The organism is Hymenobacter polaris (genome assembly GCF_012927305.1).
In the GTDB taxonomy this organism is placed as follows: domain Bacteria; phylum Bacteroidota; class Bacteroidia; order Cytophagales; family Hymenobacteraceae; genus Hymenobacter; species Hymenobacter polaris.
Genome location: NZ_JABBGH010000003.1, coordinates 560372 through 578689, shown reverse-complemented (window position 1 = coordinate 578689; position 18318 = coordinate 560372). Strand labels below are relative to the sequence as shown.

At 53.8% G+C, this 18318-nt stretch carries 16 protein-coding genes; 10 read left to right on the top strand and 6 right to left on the bottom strand.

Annotation, left to right across the window (positions count from 1 at the left end):
- Nucleotides 1-17 precede the first annotated feature (17 nt).
- The gene (gene metK / locus HHL22_RS18885) at nt 18-1280 is read left to right on the top strand and encodes a methionine adenosyltransferase (RefSeq protein ID WP_169532954.1); all 1263 of its coding nucleotides are present in this window, start codon (nt 18-20) and stop codon (nt 1278-1280) included.
- 164 nt (nt 1281-1444) lie between these two features.
- On the opposite strand, the gene hpf is transcribed toward metK, so the two are convergent.
- The 4 genes from hpf to HHL22_RS18865 form a co-directional block, all read right to left on the bottom strand.
- Nucleotides 1445-1747, bottom strand: a complete 303-nt coding sequence (gene hpf / locus HHL22_RS18880) for a ribosome hibernation-promoting factor, HPF/YfiA family (protein WP_169532953.1) — start codon at nt 1745-1747, stop codon at nt 1445-1447.
- Between the two features lie 34 nt (nt 1748-1781).
- A complete protein-coding gene (locus HHL22_RS18875; protein WP_169532952.1) occupies nt 1782-2660 on the bottom strand; it encodes a tyrosine-type recombinase/integrase in 879 nt (292 codons plus the stop codon).
- 228 nt (nt 2661-2888) lie between these two features.
- A complete protein-coding gene (gene rpsU, locus HHL22_RS18870; protein WP_169532951.1) occupies nt 2889-3083 on the bottom strand; it encodes a 30S ribosomal protein S21 in 195 nt (64 codons plus the stop codon).
- A 79-nt stretch (nt 3084-3162) separates the two neighbouring features.
- Nucleotides 3163-4305, bottom strand: a complete 1143-nt coding sequence (locus tag HHL22_RS18865) for an acyl-CoA dehydrogenase family protein (protein WP_169532950.1) — start codon at nt 4303-4305, stop codon at nt 3163-3165.
- Between the two features lie 113 nt (nt 4306-4418).
- On the opposite strand from HHL22_RS18865, the gene HHL22_RS18860 reads away from it, so the two are divergent.
- The 6 genes from HHL22_RS18860 (at nt 4419) to HHL22_RS18835 (ending at nt 12257) form a co-directional block, all read left to right on the top strand.
- A complete protein-coding gene (locus tag HHL22_RS18860) occupies nt 4419-5426 on the top strand; it encodes a polysaccharide biosynthesis/export family protein (RefSeq protein ID WP_241738181.1) in 1008 nt (335 codons plus the stop codon).
- A gap of 52 nt (nt 5427-5478) precedes the next feature.
- On the top strand, nt 5479-7992 hold the full coding sequence (locus HHL22_RS18855) for a polysaccharide biosynthesis tyrosine autokinase (protein WP_169532949.1): 2514 nt from the start codon (nt 5479-5481) through the stop codon (nt 7990-7992).
- 105 nt (nt 7993-8097) lie between these two features.
- Nucleotides 8098-8784 carry a tyrosine-protein phosphatase gene (locus tag HHL22_RS18850; protein ID WP_241738180.1) on the top strand — a complete coding sequence of 229 codons (687 nt, stop codon included), beginning with the start codon at nt 8098-8100 and terminating at the stop codon, nt 8782-8784.
- An 8-nt stretch (nt 8785-8792) separates the two neighbouring features.
- Nucleotides 8793-9806 carry an NAD-dependent epimerase/dehydratase family protein gene (locus HHL22_RS18845; RefSeq protein ID WP_169532947.1) on the top strand — a complete coding sequence of 338 codons (1014 nt, stop codon included), beginning with the start codon at nt 8793-8795 and terminating at the stop codon, nt 9804-9806.
- Nucleotides 9807-9913: 107 nt separating this feature from the next.
- Nucleotides 9914-11311, top strand: a complete 1398-nt coding sequence (locus HHL22_RS18840) for a tetratricopeptide repeat protein (RefSeq protein ID WP_169532946.1) — start codon at nt 9914-9916, stop codon at nt 11309-11311.
- A gap of 115 nt (nt 11312-11426) precedes the next feature.
- Nucleotides 11427-12257, top strand: a complete 831-nt coding sequence (locus HHL22_RS18835; protein WP_169532945.1) for a phosphosulfolactate synthase — start codon at nt 11427-11429, stop codon at nt 12255-12257.
- Nucleotides 12258-12384: 127 nt separating this feature from the next.
- Here the strand turns inward: HHL22_RS18835 and HHL22_RS18830 are convergent, their stop codons facing one another.
- Nucleotides 12385-14694 (bottom strand): T9SS type A sorting domain-containing protein, encoded by a 2310-nt coding sequence (locus tag HHL22_RS18830; RefSeq protein WP_169532944.1) that lies wholly within the window; start codon nt 14692-14694, stop codon nt 12385-12387.
- Nucleotides 14695-15125: 431 nt separating this feature from the next.
- Between HHL22_RS18830 and HHL22_RS18825 the strand changes: the two genes are divergently transcribed.
- Complete coding sequence (locus HHL22_RS18825) at nt 15126-15800, top strand: DedA family protein (protein WP_169532943.1); 675 nt, start codon at nt 15126-15128, stop codon at nt 15798-15800.
- A 40-nt stretch (nt 15801-15840) separates the two neighbouring features.
- On the top strand, nt 15841-16584 hold the full coding sequence (locus HHL22_RS18820) for a shikimate dehydrogenase family protein (protein ID WP_169532942.1): 744 nt from the start codon (nt 15841-15843) through the stop codon (nt 16582-16584).
- A gap of 151 nt (nt 16585-16735) precedes the next feature.
- Here HHL22_RS18820 and wrbA read toward each other — a convergent pair whose 3' ends face one another.
- Nucleotides 16736-17347, bottom strand: coding sequence for an NAD(P)H:quinone oxidoreductase (gene wrbA, locus HHL22_RS18815; RefSeq protein WP_169532941.1), 612 nt, complete (start codon nt 17345-17347; stop codon nt 16736-16738).
- 284 nt (nt 17348-17631) lie between these two features.
- Between wrbA and HHL22_RS18810 the strand changes: the two genes are divergently transcribed.
- The gene (locus tag HHL22_RS18810; protein ID WP_169532940.1) at nt 17632-18276 is read left to right on the top strand and encodes an RNA polymerase sigma factor; all 645 of its coding nucleotides are present in this window, start codon (nt 17632-17634) and stop codon (nt 18274-18276) included.
- Nucleotides 18277-18318 lie beyond the last annotated feature (42 nt).

Below are 18318 nucleotides of genomic sequence, written 5' to 3'. Positions count from 1 at the left end.
TTGCTTAGCTCCATCCCATGCCCTATTTGTTCACTTCCGAGTCCGTGTCGGAAGGCCACCCCGATAAAGTAGCGGACCAGATTTCCGATGCCATCCTGGACGACTTTCTGCGCCAGGACCCCGCCGCCAAAGTTGCCTGCGAAACCCTCGTTACCACGGGCCTAGTAGTAGTAGCCGGCGAGGTGAAATCGTCGGCCTACGTTGATGTGCAGACCGTAGCCCGCGCCGTTATCCGGCGCATTGGCTACACCAAGGCCGAGTATAAGTTCGAGGCCGAAAGCTGCGGCATCCTGTCGGCGCTGCACGAGCAGTCGCCCGACATCAACCAGGGCGTGGTGCGCCAGGCCCCCGAAGAGCAGGGCGCCGGCGACCAGGGCATGATGTTTGGCTACGCCACCAATGAAACCGGCAACTACATGCCCCTGGCCCTCGATCTCTCGCACAGCCTGCTGCAAGAGCTATCGGCCATTCGTAAGGAAGGCCAGGAGATGACTTACCTGCGGCCCGACGCCAAAAGCCAGGTTACCATCCGCTACTCCGACGACCACCGCCCCGAGGCCATCGATACCATCGTCATCAGCACCCAGCACGACGATTTTGACGAGTCGGAGGAGCAGATGCTGGCCCGCATCAAGCAGGACATCATCGCCATTCTTATCCCTAGGGTCAAGGCCAAGCTCAGCTCCGACATGCAGGCCCTGTTCACCGAAGACATCAAGCACCACATCAATCCCACGGGTAAGTTCGTAATCGGCGGCCCGCACGGCGATACGGGCCTCACGGGCCGCAAAATCATCGTGGATACCTACGGCGGCAAGGGCGCCCACGGCGGCGGCGCGTTTTCGGGCAAGGATTCGAGCAAAGTCGACCGCTCGGCCGCCTACGCTACCCGCCACATTGCTAAAAACCTGGTAGCCGCCGGCGTGGCCGACCAGGCGCTAGTGCAGGTAGCCTACGCCATTGGCGTGGCCAAGCCGGTAGGCTTGTACGTGACTACGTACGGCACTACTAAAGCCCAAGACGCTAGTGGCCAGCCCCTAACCGATGGCGAAATTGCGGATAAGGTAAACCAGCTCTTCGACCTACGCCCCTACGCTATTGTAGAGCGCTTTGGCTTGCGCAACCCCATCTTCGGGCCCACGGCCGCCTACGGCCACATGGGCCGCCAGCCCGGCACGGTAACCGTAAAAATGAAGAATGGCGAAGACAAAACCTTCGAAACCTTCACCTGGGAAAAGCTCGACTACGTGGATAAGATTAAGGCAGCTTTCAACCTGTAAAGCCGAAATTTTACACTAAAAAGCCCCGGTAGCCGCTTGGCTACCGGGGCTTTTTAGTGCGCTGGCCCCCTAGGGGCGCCTAGCTGCGTGGCGGCTGCCCTAGGCCAGGGCCACCTAGCTAAGCGGTAGCAGCCGGGGCGGCTAGCGCTTAGCTAGGTGGCGGCTTAGTGCTGCGCTAAGTGCTTGGCCTTATACTTTGAAATTTGGCTTTTGAGCGCTTCCACCGCCGCATCGGTGGCGGCCTCAAACGAGGTGGCGTCTTCCGTGCTGAAGAGGGTGCTGCCCGGCACCATCAGCTTGATTTCAACGGTTTTATTCGCTACACCATCTTTGTTGTTAACGCGCAGAATTACCTCGCCATCGGTAATGCGGTCGTAGAAGTGGTCGAGTTTGTTGAGGCGTTGCTGAATAAAGTCGAGCAGCTTCTGGTCGGCGTCGAAATGCACCGATTGCATTTGCACTTTCATGGGCAAAAAAGGTTGAGTGGGAAAACGTCGGAACTCACGCACGAGGATGCGCTTGGTCGAATACGGATTTCAACCTATCGACGGACAAGTGCGTGTACACCTGCGTGGCGGCTAGGCTAGCGTGGCCCAGCAGCTCCTTAATAGCGTTCAGGTCGGCTCCCTTGCCCAGCAAATGGGTAGCAAAGGCATGGCGCAGCGCGTGTGGGTGCTGGTGCGCCACCGAGGTCGAAATCTGGCTTAAGTAGCGCTTCACGGTGCGGTACACCAGCTTCTCGTAGAGCGGGGTGCCTTTATCGGTGCGCAGCAACTCGCCGCCGCCAGGCCCAAACTCAGCCAGCCGCGCGGCGCGGTAGCGCGCTAGCACCAGCAGCAGCGAAGGATTGAGGGGCACTAAGCGCTGCTTGTTGCCTTTGCCCGTTACGCGCACCGTGCTACCGGCCAGGTCCAGGTCGGCATCCGTAATGCCCAGCAGTTCCGAAAGGCGAATGCCCGTACCGTAAAGCATTTCTAGAATCAGCTGGTCGCGCACGCCGCCAAAGTTATCCTCAAACTGAAAGTTGTTGAGCAGCCGGTTCAGCGCCTCTTCGGGCACAAACTCGGGCAGCTTTTTGGCCATCTTAGGCGCTTTCACGCGCAGCATGGGGTTGGCTTCCACCTGGCGCGCGCGCAGCAAGAACTTATAGAACGAGCGCAGGCAAGCCACTTTTCGGTTCACGGTGCGCGGGTCGAGGCGCTGGCTCATCAAGCTCACTACCCAACTCCGAATAAGCGGGTGCGTGGCCTGGCGCATATCAGCCAGCTCATACTCCTGCCTCAGAAAGGCCGCAAACTGGGTCAGGTCGGTTTGGTAGGACGTAACCGTGTGGGGGCTAAGACGCTTCTCGAAGCGTAAAAAATCCAGAAATTCCTCCATCGATGGTTCTAAAGAACGTGGCCAGGCAGCCAACCCGCGAAATGTACTCCAGCGAGTGACTTTAGCCGCCGCTGAGGGCCTAGGGAGCAGCAGTTCGGTTACAAGGTATCGGCCTCACATTAGTAGCCTACCCCAGCTCTAGGGTACCTACCACGCGAAAAGCCCGGCTGGTTGCGTAGGCAACCAGCCGGGCTTTTTATCAGCCTCAACGAAACTCAGCGTGAAGGTTTATTCGCTGTCGGTACCGTAGGTAGCCAGCTTGTAAACGGCTTTCTGCTTCTGCTTGCGCTTGGTAATGCTGGGCTTCTGGAAGAAGGTGCGGCGGCGCAGCTCTTTCAGCACGCCGGTGCGCTCAAACTTCTTTTTGAAGCGCTTCAGCGCGCGGTCAACGGTTTCGTTGTCTTTGATTTGAACGATAATCATATCGAGGGGTAAGGAAATTTCAGGCCAAACGGGCCGCAAAGATACGTCGAGCGCCGCTTAGTAGCAAGGGTTGCCGGCTCTATTTCAGCAAGGTGCGGGCAATTACCAGCTTTTGAATTTCGCTGGTACCCTCGCCAATCGTGCACAGCTTGGCGTCACGGTAGTATTTCTCGGCCGGATAATCCTTGGTATAGCCGTAGCCCCCAAAAATCTGCACGCCCTCGTTAGCCACGCGCACGGCCGTTTCGGAAGCGTAGAGCTTGGCCATGGCCGACTCTTGGTTGACGCTGTGGCCCGCATCTTTAAGAGCGGCAGCCCGGTAGGTCAGCAGGCTGGACGCCTCAATTTCGGTGGCCATATCGGCCAGCTTAAAAGCAATGCCTTGGAATTTGCTGATGGGCTGATTGAACTGCTGGCGTTCCTTGCTATACTGCAAAGCGGCCTCGTAGGCGCCTTGCGCAATGCCTAGGCTAAGCGCCGCAATGCTAATGCGCCCCCCATCGAGCACCTTAAGGGACTGCACGAAGCCTTCGCCCACTTCTCCGATTACGTTCTCGGCCGGCACCCGGCAGTCCGTGAAAATCATTTCCGTGGTTTCGGACGCACGCATTCCTAGCTTATCCACTTTGCGCCCGGCTGCAAAGCCCGGCGTGCCGCGCTCCACAATGAAAGCCGTCATCCCGTGCGAGTCACCTACCTCGCCAGTGCGCGCAATGACCACGGCTACGTCGCCGCTCTTGCCATGGGTAATAAAGTTTTTGGCTCCGTTCAGCACGTAGTCGTTGCCGTCGCGCACGGCCGTAGTGCGCATATTGCCGGCATCCGAGCCAGTATTGGGCTCGGTGAGGCCCCAGGCCCCTAGCCATTCGCCCGAAGCCAAGCGCGGTAAGTAGCACAACTTCTGAGCTTCGGAAGCGTGCTGCAAAATATGGCCAGTACACAAGGAGTTGTGCGCCGCCATGCTCAGCCCAATGCTACCATCTAGCTTTGAAAGCTCAGCAATAGCCGTCACGTATTCCTGGTAACCGAAGCCCGCTCCGCCGTACTGCTCGGGCACCAATACGCCCATTAAGCCTAGCTCGCCCAACTGGCGAAACACTTTGCGAGGAAATTCCTGGCTTTCATCCCAGCGCATAAAATGCGGCTTGATGTGCTGCTGGCCAAAGTCGCGCACCATCTGCGCAATCATTTCTTGGTTTTCGGTTGCTAGGGTAGCTTCCATGTGGGTGGGGAGAGAAGAGGAAGGAAGAGTATTGGCAGCTTGGCAATAAGGCCTAGCGCTACCAAACAAATTTACGGCGAAGCCCAGCATGTGGGTGAGCAACGGCTTGATTTTTGAAAGCTGCCGCTGCCAGGGTTACTTTTGGAACATTTTTCCGTGCGCACAGCCCCAGCCTACCTGGCCAGCTGGCTCGGTTTTTCCTTGAACAGCCTTTTCTTTTGCTTTATTCCCGCGTATCTCCTCTTTTCCGGCTCCAGACATTCTGCTGGCTGGTTTTGCCCGTGCTCGGGCTGCTGTCCTCCTGCGCTTCTACTAAGTATTATCGGCAGCGCACGCTTTTCCGTCTTACAAAAGGAGCTGATGGCGTGGTAGATACGGCTAGGCTGCGCCGGGCTGTAAATCGCACTTCGCGCAATTACCGCATCCAGCCCAATGATTACTTAAATGTACGGGTGTACACCAATAAAGGAGAACGACTGATTGACCCCAATGGTGAACTGCCGTTTGGCTCGCCAAGTGGCGGTGGTAGCGTTGCCCGGCCAGCTACTACGGGGCGCAACACTGGTGCCGGGGCTGGCTCTACGGGCAGTGACTACTTAGTGCAGGCCGACGGCAAAGTACGTCTTCCCATTATAGATGAGGTACGCCTACAGGGATTTACGTTGCTGCAAGCTGACAGCGTATTGAAGGTACGCTACGACAAGTACTATGTGGAATCTTTTGTGCGTACAGCTGTTACCAACAACCGCGTTATTATCCTAGGGGCGTCAGGCGGGCAGGTTATTGCGCTCAATAATGATAATATGAACCTGCTGGAAGTATTAGCTCTGGCGGGGGGGGTCGATGCTAGCGTAGGTTCCAGTGGTCGTTACGGCGGCCGCGTCGATAATATTCGCATTATTCGGGGTGACCTAAAAAACCCGCAAGTACAGTTTATTGACTTAAGTACTATAGAGGGAATGCGACGTGGCAACCTGCAGGTTGAACCTAATGATATTATTTATGTGCAACCCGTTCGTCGACCTTTCCTAGAGGCGCTTGCTGATGCTGCACCAGTTTACTCACTTGCTTTTAGCTCTATTGGGTTTTTTCTAGCTATTATATCATTTGTTAGAAGGTAGATAAACTTAATACCAAATTTTTATATCCTAGTATCATCTAAAAATTACCTTTATGGCTGTGAGTGAGAATGCTGAGTTAGAGGAACTGATTCGCCAAGCTACAGCGACAGGTAATGCCGATGCTACGCCTTCCTCAACGGGCCAAACTGTTACTGAAGAGGAAACAGAAGCCGGTGAGGGACTCGACCTGACCACCTTGGTGCTGGTAGCTCGCCGAAGCCTACTTTGGGTAATGCTATTACTCATAGTGGGAATAACCGGGTCTTGGCTGTATTTACGCTATACCAAGCCTGTATATAAAGCCTCCTCGGTACTTAAAATAGACGAACAGAAAAGCGCATCCGTATTAGGGCTGGGTGGTGCACCGGGTAGTAACGGCCAGGATGGTCCCAGCTCGAAGCTAGCTGGTGAGATAGAATTGATTAAGTCGGAAATTACGTACAATCGCTTGAAAAAGCTAATACCTCTGGATATAAATTATTACGCCAAAGGAACAGTACTCGAAAATGAATTATTTAATACTTCTCCCTTTCGCGTAGAATACAGTATTTCAGATGATGGTTATTATAATCATAATTTTGAAATAGAATATATTGACACCCAACACTATCAACTTTCGATAACTGCTGGTGCAGAAATTATCCGTGGCACCTATGGAATTGGACAGCTAGTGCGCTTGCCTGGAATAAATCTGCGCTTACTCCCTGACGGGGAATCAAAACCACTAATTGGCAACGCATATCATTTTACTTTACTTGATGATACTGCAATTGACAGGTATCTCAATCTTAACCTAACGGTAGAAGTATTAAATCCAAATGCTAATACAATTCAAATCGCTTTTACTGACAATAATCGTCTCAAAGCAGTAGCTATAGTAAATGCATTAGACTCCGTTTATCTCCAAGCAAAATTGGAGGAAAAGAGCTTAACTACTACTAAAATACGAGCGTTTGTCACTACGCAATTACAAGAGTATGGCAGAAAGCTGACCGTAGCAGAAAATAACTTAAAGAGTTTTGTAGGTCGTAACCGCACCTACGATGCGAAGGGCGAGTTAGCTACTACCAGAGAAAAGCAAGAGGAATTAATAGCTCAACGATTGACGCTGGAAGAAGGTATTCAGTTATTGAAAGAAGTCAAGCAGTTAGCCGAAGAAGCGCGTCTTACGATTCGCGAAGACCAAACGGTCAGTCAGAATATTCCGGCCCTAGCCGATTTGCATGACCCGGTACTGGTACAGCTTTTGGAACAACTTAATGCGCAGCAATTGAACATAGCGCGTGTTAAGCGCTCTTATAAAAGCGGAACCTTTACAGTTGAAGATTTGAATGCTGGTTTAGCGACCACACAGCAAGCCGTTAATCGTCAATTAGTGCAGAGCAGTAAATTACTGCAGAAAAAGATCGACCGGCTTGATGAGCAGAATACGGAATTAATAGAAAAACTTCATTCGCTACCCGGTATCCAAACAGAATTAGCTCGCTTGGAGCGACCACTCGATTTGTACAATAGTATTTTTCAAAATTTATTGCAAAAACAGATAGACTACGAAATTAGCAGTGCAGGCACTAATCCTGATTTCCAAGTTCTCTCTTCAGCTTCCGCACCTCTTGACCCTATTTCACCGAAACGCTTGCTGGTTTATGCTATTGGTTTAGCTGGCGGTTTGATATTGGGCCTAGGATTAATTGCGGGGCGCTACTTGATGCACAACACGGTTACCAGCGTAGGTGAGCTGGAGCGCAATACGAAAGCGGCAGTACTCGGGGTAATTCCGACATATGCAAAAGAGCCGATGGACATCTCGCGGTTAGTAGTGGATAAAAATCCGAAAGCTTCGGTGTCAGAAGCTATCCGCTCTATTCGAACTAACCTGGACTTTATTAGTCCATCGAATAAAAAACGGCTTATATCCATTACGTCCACCATCTCGGGCGAGGGTAAGACTTTCGTGGCCGTGAACCTAGCAGGCATCATTGCGCTATCGGGTCAGCGGGTTATTATTCTGGACCTGGATATGCGCAAGCCAAAAGTGAACCTAGCTTTTGGGGCTGAGAATGTGCGTGGCATTAGCACTATTCTTATTGACCGCCATAGTGCAGCCGAATGCATCCAGCACACTTCTGTAGAGGCGCTTGATTTTATTTCGGCTGGTCCGACACCGCCTAATCCCTCAGAATTAATTTTAAGCCCGCGTTTCGACCAGCTGATTAAGGAATTGCATCAGCAGTACGATGTTATCATGATTGATACGCCGCCGGTGGGCCTGGTAACCGATGGCATCCTCATCATGCGCAAGGCGGATGTGCCTATTTACATCGTGCGAGCGAACTATTCCCGCAAAACTTTCCTCAAAAACTTGAATCGCCTGATGCGCAACAATCAGTTTGGGCGCATGTGCACCGTTCTTAATGACGCCCAGGCCCAGGGCTCGAATGGCTATGGGTATGGATATGGGTATGGCTATGGCTACGGGTATGGCAGCTACGGCATGGGCTACTATGAGGAGCCGGAACCCGGCAAGCCCACTTTTGGCCAGCGCATGAAGCGGCTTTTTAGTTAGCATATAGCTATGGCAAGCTTTTGGCAGAAACTTTTTGGGGGCGAGTCAGTCTCATCCGCCACTGGGCTGATGACTGGCCAGCCGCTGGCCGGGTTGCGTACAGATATGCACTCGCACCTGCTGCCGGGCCTCGACGATGGCGCCGAAACGGTGGCCCACAGCTTGGATTTACTGCGCGAGTTGCGCGAGCTAGGGTTTCATAAGCTCATTATGACGCCCCACGTAATGGGCGACTTTTATAAGAACACGCCAGAGGGTATTCGGGCAGCGCTGGCCGAGTTGCGCACTGCAGCTGAAGCAGCGGGCCTAGGGGATATAAAGCTAGAATGCGCGGCCGAGTACTACCTCGATGAGTGGCTGGGCCGCAAGCTGGCGGCGGGCACCGAGCTGCTCACTTTTGGCGGCGAGCAGCGCTACCTGCTTTTCGAGACGTCGTTTCTGAACGAGCCGCTCAACTTACGCACTACCATTTTTGATTTGCAAGCGGCCGGCTACCGGCCCGTGCTGGCGCACCCCGAGCGCTATGTATACTACTATGGGCGCTTCGCAGAAATCGAGAAGCTACGGAATGAGTATGGTGTCTTGCTGCAAATCAACCTAAACTCGCTGGCTGGCTACTATTCGCCCGCGGCCCGGCAGGCAGCGGAAAAAATGATTGATAGCCGCCTGGTCGATTTCGTAGGCACGGATACGCACCACTTGCGCCACACGGAGGCCCTAGGCCGCAAAACCGTCGCGTCCAGCTACTTCCGCAAAGTGCTGGAGCTGCCACTCCTCAATCCTACGCTTTAGCCTGCCACATGATTTTTGTCACCGGCGGCACCGGCCTCATCGGTGCGCAGCTGCTGGGCGAGCTGCGGGCGCGCCAACTGCCGGTGCGAGCCCTCTACCGGGGCGACACGCCCCCTGCCCTAGCCCCTGCCGGGGTTGAGTGGGTGGCGGGCGACTTGCTGGACCCGCTGCTGCTGGCCAGCGCCATTACGCCCGAGGTGACGCACGTTTTCCATTGCGCAGGTCTGGTTTCGTATGCGCCGCAAGACGAGGAGAATTTGCTGCAAGTGAATGTGGAAGGCACCGCCAACGTAGTAGATGTGTGCCTGGCCCGGCCCGGCGTGCGGTTAGGCTACGTCTCGTCGGTGGCGGCGCTAGGCCAGCCAGCCGCAGTCCCCGCAGCGGGTCCGCTGATGCTCGACGAAACCGCCACCTGGGACCTAGGGGGCAGCCACTCGGCCTACGCCACCAGCAAGTACCTGGCCGAGCTGGAGGTGTGGCGCGGGGCTGCCGAGGGGCTGCAGGCCGTTATCATCAATCCGTCGGTGGTGCTGGGCGGCGGCAACTGGCACCGCAGTAGCACTCGGCTGCTGCGCTACGCCTACGAGCAGCACCATTTTTACACCCGCGGGGTGCTCAACTTTGTAGATGTGCGCGATGTGGTGGCTCACTTTTTGCGTCTGATGCTAGAGCTGCCAGCCGGCCCTACCGAGCGCTATATTCTGAACGGGGGCGCTTATCCGCTGGGTAACTTTTTGGCGCAGGTGGCCCAGGCCCTAGGCCGGCGCCCCCCTACTACGGCCGTGCCCAACTGGGCCGCCGAAGTTATTTGGCGCTTGGAGCGTGCGCGCGCGCTACTCACTGGTGCGCGCCCGCTTATCACCCGCGATACGGCGCGGGCTGGCCGACAAGTTATTCACTACGACACTCGCAAAGTACAGAAAGCTACCTCTTTAGAATTTATCCCTTTAGCCGATACCATTGCCTGGGCCGCCCAGCAGTTGGCGGCGAACCTCGCTACCCTGCCCACGGTTATAGCATAGACTAGCTGGCAGGTTTTATTAACTAGTAGGTCTAGGACGGCACAAATCCAGAAAACACGTATCTTTAGCTACTGTCCTGCCAGCCCTCCCTTCGTGTAAGTATGCGCATGAACGAACCATTTGATGACCCCCGGGCTGCCCACGAAACCGTGCGGCGCTACGAGCAAATGCTGGCTCACAACGAGGCGGCTTTTTTTGACCTAGAAGAGTTTGAAGTAATAATTGACCACTACGTAACCTCGGCCGCTTTCGAAAAAGCTCAGCAGGCCTGCGACACCGCCCTAGGGCAATATCCGTTTTCGACCGAGCTACTAATTGACCGGGCGCAGATTTCGGCCATGCGCGGTGACTATTCGGAGGCCGAGCGCCAGATTGCGGACGTGGCCAGCCGCGAGCCCGACAATGCCGACGTAGCCGTGACGCGCGGCATTATTGCTACCCAACGCGGGCAGTTCGAAGAGGCCGTGCGCCAGTTCCAGACTGCCTTGAGCGGCAACCCCGACCGCGAGGATATTCATTTCAACTTAGGCCTAGCCTACCAAAGCTGGCATAAGTATAAGAGCGCGGCGCGCCACTACAAGAACAGTCTGCGCCTGCACCCCGACAACGAAACCACGGTGCAGGAATTACTCAACTGCCTGGAAGTCAGCGAACGATTGGTTGAGCACGAGGAGTTCTTCCAGCGCTTCACCGATGATGACCCGTACTCGGCCACGGCTTGGTACAACTTGGGGCAGTACTACTACCGCTGCGAGAAGTACGACGAGGCCATTGCGGCTTTTGAGTACGCCATCGTTATCGAAGCTGATTTTTACGATGCGCACCACTGGCTGGCCGATTCCTACGTGTGCCAGCAGAAGTACCAGCGCGCCATTGCCGAGTTTGAGCTGAGCTACCCGCCCAACGAGCCCACTGATGAAGCTTTGTGCAACATTGGGGAGTGCTACGAGAAATTGCGCGAGTGGGAGCCCGCCCGGCAGTATTACCGCCGCGCCCTCGACATAAACCCCAACATGGACGAAGCTTGGTTTGGTCAGGGCGTGCTGCTGCAGGAGCAAGAGCGGCCCTACGAGGCCCTGCATTACTTCCGCAAGGCGGTGGAGCTGTATGGCGACAGCAGCGAGTATTGGGCGGCCCTAGGGGCGGCCGAGAACCAGGTAGGCAACATTGTGAGCGCGCTAGAGGCCTACGAAAAAGCCACCGAAGTAGCCCCCGAAGACGCTACGGGTTGGGTAAGCTGGAGCGCCATTCTCTACGAGCAGGGCCATTTCAGCGAAGCCATCGACCTACTGCGCCACGCCGTGGAGCTGCACCCGCACGAGGCTCATTTCCACTACATGATTTGCGCCTATCTGCTGGCGGCTGGCCGCTTGCGCGAGGCCTACAACGAGTTGGAAACAGCCCTCACCCTGAACTACGACCAGCACGCCCTGTTGTTCGACTACTTTCCAGAGTTGGCCACGCAGCCAGCCCTGCGGCGGCTCATTGACCAGTTTCGGCAGTAGCGCCGCCAGGCCGTTTCCGTTGCATCAGTAGCTTTGCACCTGCCCGTTCTCAAGAGCGGGCAGGTTTTTTGTGCTGGCTACTCTAGCTTTTCATTTCTTAACGCTGTTCTGCTGAATGAATTATTCGATTTCGCAACTCCCCGAACGCACGCAAAAGCCTCGTGAACAAGGCTTTACCATGATGATGGATAAAGGCCTCAGCCTGCGGGAAGTAGAAGACTTTCTGGAAGTAGGCGCACCATATACCGATATTGTGAAGCTTGGCTGGGCTACTTCCTACGTAGTGCCCAACCTGAAGCGTAAGGTAGACGCGTACCGAGCGGCGGGCATTCCGGTATACCTGGGGGGCACACTGTTCGAAGCATTCATTATTCGTAACCAGTTTGACGACTATCGCCGTTTGCTGGATGAGTTCGGCCTGGAATATGCCGAGGTGTCTGACGGCAGCATCGACCTGCCCCACGACCGCAAGTGCGAGTTTATCAAAGAGCTAAGCAAGTCGGTGAAGGTGCTGAGCGAAGTAGGCTCGAAGGACGCTGAGAAGATTATTCCGCCCTACAAGTGGATTTCGCAGATGCAGTCGGAGCTGGATGCTGGCGCCATCAAGGTAATTGGGGAGGCGCGCGAGGGCGGCAATGTGGGTTTGTTTCGCAGTACGGGCGAGGTGCGCTCGGGCCTAGTAGAGGAAATTCTGACGAAGATTCCGTCGGAGCGCATCATTTGGGAAGCCCCGCAGAAGGCGCAGCAAGTATGGTTCATTAAGCTTCTAGGGGCCAATGTGAACCTAGGCAATATTTCGCCAAACGAAGTGGTCAGCCTCGAAACCATTCGCCTAGGCTTACGGGGCGATACCTTTTCCGACTTCCTCGATATGGAAGCTGTTGACCCTATGTTTCGCAGCAGTGTAAAGTCTGGCCGGCCCGGCACTTCCATGCCCCGCGGCTAGCCTCTTCCGCTAGCCAAGAGGCCTAGGGTGCCTTTAAGTAGTCAACTTCGCAACTGCTACAGCCCTTAAAAAAGAGCGGCTTTCCCATTGGGAAAGCCGCTCTTTTTGGTTCAGTAAATCCTAGGGGCTATTGCTTTTGCACGCGCACCGTTTGTACGGAACCGTCGGGCAGGGTCACTTTGGCCAAGTACAAGCCACTGCGCAGGTTGCTGAGGTCACCTAGGGCGAGACTAGCTCCAACCAAGCTCACTTTCTGGTCGAGCACTGTGCGGCCGGTCATGTCCACAAGTTTCACATAAGCGCTGCCTTCCGTGGTGGTAGCACCTTCCACTGTGAGACCAATGGTGTTGCTGAAAGGATTAGGATAAGCCACTAAAGCAACCGACGTAGCGGCGGTTCCATCGAAGCCCACAGCGCGTACCGGCGAGTAATTCAGCTTGCCATCTACATCTACCTGCTCTAGGCGGTAGTAGCGGGTACCAACTTTGCCGGCTTCCGTATCGGTGTACTTATAGCTTTGCTCATTGCTGCTATTCGGCGATTTGCTGGCTACGAAAGTCAACGTACGATACGTCACGCCATCGGCCGATACCTGCACGTTAAAGCCCTTGTTATTTTCCTCCGAAGCCGTTATCCAACTTAGCAGCGTATTGGCGTTGCTGCGTACGGCATTGAAAGCTACTAGGCTAACGGGTAGAGGGTTAGTTTTGTCGCCTAATGTGAGAATGTAATTAGTAAGCGTAGGTAAATTATTACGCGAAACAGTATGCAATGTTGTATTCAAATCGCCGCCAACCCCCTGATATGTTCTACCCTTATTTGTTGTACGGAATAATGTTAAATTGTTTTCATCAATTCCATTCAACTCATCAGCCGAAGGAAGGTAGTGAAATACTACATCTACTGTTGAACCAGCTGTACCACTCGAGTTACTATCGTCATCGCCTACTATCTGATATTGACGCTTAATTGGCTTAGCAGGAGAATTATTTTGAGGACTAGACAAAGCATCACCAACTACCCGGTATATATAAATACTCCCAGGTGAGTGATTAGGAGTAACATCTAAACCAATATTACCGAAAGAATTAGAGGTGCCAGCCGTTAATGTACGGTCAGCACGCAGTACACCTTTCACATAAGAAGTGGTAGTTTCAGCCTCATTGTTAGCTAAGCTGATAATGGCAGAAGCACCTAGTTGAATGTAGGACGTACCCGTAGTACTGAAACTAGTTTCCACAGTACCATTTGTTAAATCTTGAGATGCAGATTGCACTATTACTCCATCAGTGACTGATGTAGGTCTAAAAGCTAAAATATTAGATGGATTAAGTTGATTAATAACTGACTTAGTACCTGAACCAGCGATTATAATATCCGAAACTACAAGGTTACCAGTTATAACTTGGTCCTTACCTGCGAACACAAGCGTTGAGTTATTTTTAGAATCGGTTTTTCCCATGCTACCTACAGTATTACCCGTTAATCCGCCAGAACCTTGCGATAGGTTACCATATATGGTGAGCGTAGCAGCATTAATAGTCAATGCAGAACTTGTAGAACTAGTAGTTCCTTGAAGCGTAAGGTTGTTAACAGAATAGTTGTAATTTGGATTATTTAAAATAGGGTAAACGATAGAAGCTGATGGTGTAGTCTGAGCAGGAATAACGGCATTGGACGTTGAGTTGGGCACACCGTTACTCCAATTAGAGGCTAATTCCCACTCGGTGCTAGAAGTGCTTTGCCAAGTAGTAGTACCACCTGTAGGAGTTACGGCTGGAGATATAACTTGAAATGTAGCTTTAAATCCTGACCCATCTGTATTTTGAGGGTCTATAATTGTCCCAGTACCATTAGGATTATTTCGGCTAGCATTGGAAAACACTCCAGCAAACTTAGCCTCAACTACATATGTACCACCACCTAATACAGTTGGTTGATTAAGTAAATCAATACTCAAATTATCACTAGCGAACGTCACCTCCATACCTGTATTAGCTGAAGAAGTTTGCCCCATATTAAAACTGGTATACTTAGGCTTATTAGCTTCTGAAGTCCCAACTAAATAAACTCTATAGTAAAAGCTAGATGATTGCACAGCTTTATTAGAATTTATATTCGCTGTTACTGCAGTCAATGTCAAAGCACCTGTTGACTGGTCAAAATTTGCCCCATTACCTAAATCTGCACCTTGAAAGTCCGCGGTTGCATTCTGGTCATTAGTAGAATATGTACCATTGTACACAGTAGATACCTTATTACTAGTTCCGGTTGGTTGCGCAGTAATATAAATATCATCGTAATTATACGTTTGTCCCCACACCTGTTGAGTAGCGCCTAACCCACCTACTAATAGCACTAGCGCCACTAGCTTACTTAAATATCCAGACCAAATGCTGCCTGAGTGATGTGAAAGAGTAAAATTTTTCTGTTTCATGTTAAGAGAGAAGAGAGGTTGCAGAAAGCAAGTCGTTTGGAAAGAGTGTTTTATAGCTATATCTCCTGGTATTTAGCTTATATTTTTTAGTTCAAAAACCATACCACCGCTTAGCCGGCTTTAGTATCCAGGAGCGGTAATAGGTAACCCAAAAAAGACTATAAGCTTAGCAGGAAGAATTTTGAGCCTCATACCGAAGTAGACACGCAAAGGTTGAGATAGTCAGGAGCTTTTTTTCTACTATCCGCCTGTGCAGCACTTCACAATGACGCACTTAATCTTCCCCTAAAGGTAAGGTTAGAAGCTCAACCTTAGTATCAGCCTTAGCTTAGATAAAGCCCAACTATTGCGACCTGCTAGCTCGGCCAAATGGGTTCAATACAATGGGCAGCCTTTCTTTGTGGGCTCAACCATTCTGACCCTGGCCCGCTATGGAGCTAATTAAGCACTTTCTGGACCTGCTCCTGCACTTGGATAAAACGCTGGTAAACGTAGTGCACGACTACGGCAACCTAACCTACCTTATTCTTTTTCTGATAATCTTCACCGAAACCGGCGTCGTGGTGCTACCCTTTCTGCCTGGCGACTCGCTCTTGTTTGTGGCGGGCACGCTGGCGGCGCAGTACAATCCGGCCACGGGCCAGCCACTGCTCAATATTTTTTATTTAATCCCGCTTTTGGTGGTAGCTGCCTTCATCGGCGACAACCTTAACTACGCTATTGGCGACTACCTGGGGCCTAGGGTCTTTCGCGAAGATTTTCGTTTTTTGAAGCGTAAATACTTGGAGCAGACGCAGGCCTTCTATGCCAAGCACGGGGGCAAAACGATTATTATGGCCCGGTTTGTCCCTATCGTGCGCACGTTTGCGCCGTTTGTGGCGGGCGTGGGCACCATGACGTATCGCTACTTTGCGTCGTTCAGCATTGCCGGGGCGTTGCTGTGGGTAGTGTCGCTCACGCTGGCGGGGTATTTCCTAGGGTCGTTTCCGTGGGTAAAGCAGAATTTTACGCTGGTTATCTACGCCATCATCTTATTTTCAGTGGTGCCGCCGCTGTGGCAGTTCATTACTAGCAAGTTGCGGGGCTCGGCCCCAACTGCCAGCTAAGCGGGGGTCCTCCTTTCTATTCGGTATAGCTGTCCTAATTATGCGTCTTTTCGGATTAGTTGGCCGTTCGCTCGCGCACTCGTTCTCGCAGACCTACTTCAGTCAGAAGTTCGACCGATTGGGTCTCGCTGATTGCCGCTACGAGCTATTTGAGCTGGCCTCGCCTGCCGAGCTGCCCCACCTACTGGCCCGCTATCCCGACTTGGCGGGGCTCAACGTCACGATTCCCTATAAGGAGCAAATTTGGCCTTACCTGACGCGAGTGGCCTCGTCGGCCGCGAAGGTGGGCGCCGTCAACGTCATTGAAATTCAAGACGATGGCAGCCTGGTAGGGCACAATACCGATTATGTCGGCTTTCGCGAGTCGCTGCGCCGCTTCTACCCGCGGCACGATGCCGGCGCGCGCGCGCTGGTACTGGGCACGGGTGGCGCTGCCAAGGCAGTGACGGTGGCCCTGCGCGAATTGGGCATCGGGCATTGGTTGGTATCGCGCAACCCGCTGAGCGCTCACTTGACTTACAATGAGTTGACGCCGGCCATTCTAGCGGCTCACCCGCTTATTATTAATACCACGCCCCTAGGCACTTACCCCAACATAGATGACTGCCCTCACCTCGACTACGCGCAGCTAGGGCCTGGCCATTACCTCTACGACCTAGTGTATAACCCCAGCAGCACGTTGTTTTTGCAGCAGGGCGAGGAGCGCGGTGCCCACACCAAAAATGGCTTTGAGATGCTGGAGCTGCAAGCCGAGGCTGCCTGGAGCATCTGGAACGGCGCCTAGGGCACTACCGCATAGTATAAATAAAAACTGTCCTACTTATCTGGCGTCCGCCTGTCGCAGCATCTCTCCCGCGCCCCCTAGGGGTTGTTCGGTAGAGATGCTGCGGCAAGCAGACGCCAGATAAGTAGGACAGTTTTTTTTCTTCGCTTTTTTACTTAGCCAATTTGCTGGCTATCTCGGCGGTGTGGCGGCCTTGAAAGCGGGCGCCTTCCAGCTCGTTGGCACTAGGCTGGCGTTCGCCCTGGCCGCCGGCCACGGTGCTGGCGCCGTAGGGGGTGCCGCCGGTTACTTCCGCGTGGCCCATCTGGCCCTGCCAGGCGTAGGGCAGGCCCACAATGACGAAGCCGTGGTGCAATAGCTCGGTATGAAAATTACGGATGGTTTCTTCCTGGCCGCCGTGCTGGGTGGCCGTGCTCACGAAGGCACCGCCTACCTTGCCCACCAGCGCCCCGCGGCCCCAGAGGCCACCCGTGCTGTCCATAAAAGCCTGCATCTGGCCGCACAAGTTGCCGTAGCGGGTAGGCGTGCCAAAAATGATGGCGTCGTAGTCCGCCAGCTCATTGGGCGTGGCTATGGGCACGTGGGCAAAGGCTTGCTGCGCGCCGGTGGCACCCGTTTGGTCCAGGATTTCTTTAGGCAGCGTTTCGGGCACGCGCTTCACGACTACTTCGTTGCCGGCTATTTCGCGCGCACCTTCAGCAATGGCTTCGGCTAGTTTCCAGACGTGGCCATAAGTGGAATAGAATACTACGAGAGTCTTCATGCGAGTTAGGGAATAAGAAAGCAAAGCAGTGTCACTAAGCTACTGTACTCTTTCTACAACCGATGTAGCTACATTGTTCGGATATTTAGTGATAGTTCGCTAGTAAAGCTCAATTTATCAGTTAGTTAATTTTTTACAAGTTAACTTTACTTAGCTGCGTGCAACGCTTTGACTCTGCACGGGCTCCTAGGGCTGAAGTACCCTGGCCGGCGGCGGGTGGGGTCATCAGCTAGCAAGTCGCCTATGTTGAACCGCTTTATTCCGGGCCCCGCGGGGTTTCGCCTATGAGTGCTTCTGCACCCCGCCCGCGGGCGTCGGCCCCGGCAGCCGACGCGGCCGCCAGCCACCTGACCGTTAGCCGCCCGGCAAGCAGCATGGCCCCCACCGAGAACGACCTGATTGACGGCTGCCTGCGGGGCCACCCGCTGGCCCAGAAGCGGCTGTACGAAAAGTACGCCGCCCGCATGATGGCCGTGTGTCAGCGCTATGCCCAAACCACCTTCGAGGCCGAAGACGTGCTGCAAGAGGGCTTCCTCACGGTGTTTCGTACCCTAGGCAGCTTCCGGCGCGAGTGCCCGCTTGAGTTCTGGATTCGGCGCATTATGGTGAACGCCGCCCTGCGCCAGCACCGCCGCAACGCGCCGCTAGTGGCCGTAAGCGACGGCGACTACCCCGAAACGCTCTCCAGCGACGAGTTTACGTTCAGCAACTACGCCTATGGCGAACTGCTGGCACTGGTGCAGGAGCTGGCCCCGCGCTACCGCTTGGTATTCAACCTCTACGCCATCGAGGGTTACACGCACAAGGAAATCGGCGAGCTGCTCCAGATATCGGAGGGCACCAGCAAGTCGCAGTACTCGCGGGCCCGGGCGGTGCTGCAAACCAGGCTAGCCCACCTGCACACCCAAGCCAAACCACCCGGCGCCTAGGCCCCCGCATCCGCCCAACCCTCCTTACTACGCTTCGTTATT

Coding starts and splice junctions, on each gene's coding strand:
- metK (WP_169532954.1), top strand. CDS start 18: ATGCCCTATTTGTTCACTTCCGAGTCCGTGTCGGAAGGCCACCCCGAT.
- hpf (WP_169532953.1), bottom strand. CDS start 1,747: ATGAAAGTGCAAATGCAATCGGTGCATTTCGACGCCGACCAGAAGCTG.
- HHL22_RS18875 (WP_169532952.1), bottom strand. CDS start 2,660: ATGGAGGAATTTCTGGATTTTTTACGCTTCGAGAAGCGTCTTAGCCCC.
- rpsU (WP_169532951.1), bottom strand. CDS start 3,083: ATGATTATCGTTCAAATCAAAGACAACGAAACCGTTGACCGCGCGCTG.
- HHL22_RS18865 (WP_169532950.1), bottom strand. CDS start 4,305: ATGGAAGCTACCCTAGCAACCGAAAACCAAGAAATGATTGCGCAGATG.
- HHL22_RS18855 (WP_169532949.1), top strand. CDS start 5,479: ATGGCTGTGAGTGAGAATGCTGAGTTAGAGGAACTGATTCGCCAAGCT.
- HHL22_RS18850 (WP_241738180.1), top strand. CDS start 8,098: ATGCACTCGCACCTGCTGCCGGGCCTCGACGATGGCGCCGAAACGGTG.
- HHL22_RS18845 (WP_169532947.1), top strand. CDS start 8,793: ATGATTTTTGTCACCGGCGGCACCGGCCTCATCGGTGCGCAGCTGCTG.
- HHL22_RS18840 (WP_169532946.1), top strand. CDS start 9,914: ATGAACGAACCATTTGATGACCCCCGGGCTGCCCACGAAACCGTGCGG.
- HHL22_RS18835 (WP_169532945.1), top strand. CDS start 11,427: ATGAATTATTCGATTTCGCAACTCCCCGAACGCACGCAAAAGCCTCGT.
- HHL22_RS18830 (WP_169532944.1), bottom strand. CDS start 14,694: ATGAAACAGAAAAATTTTACTCTTTCACATCACTCAGGCAGCATTTGG.
- HHL22_RS18825 (WP_169532943.1), top strand. CDS start 15,126: ATGGAGCTAATTAAGCACTTTCTGGACCTGCTCCTGCACTTGGATAAA.
- HHL22_RS18820 (WP_169532942.1), top strand. CDS start 15,841: ATGCGTCTTTTCGGATTAGTTGGCCGTTCGCTCGCGCACTCGTTCTCG.
- wrbA (WP_169532941.1), bottom strand. CDS start 17,347: ATGAAGACTCTCGTAGTATTCTATTCCACTTATGGCCACGTCTGGAAA.
- HHL22_RS18810 (WP_169532940.1), top strand. CDS start 17,632: ATGAGTGCTTCTGCACCCCGCCCGCGGGCGTCGGCCCCGGCAGCCGAC.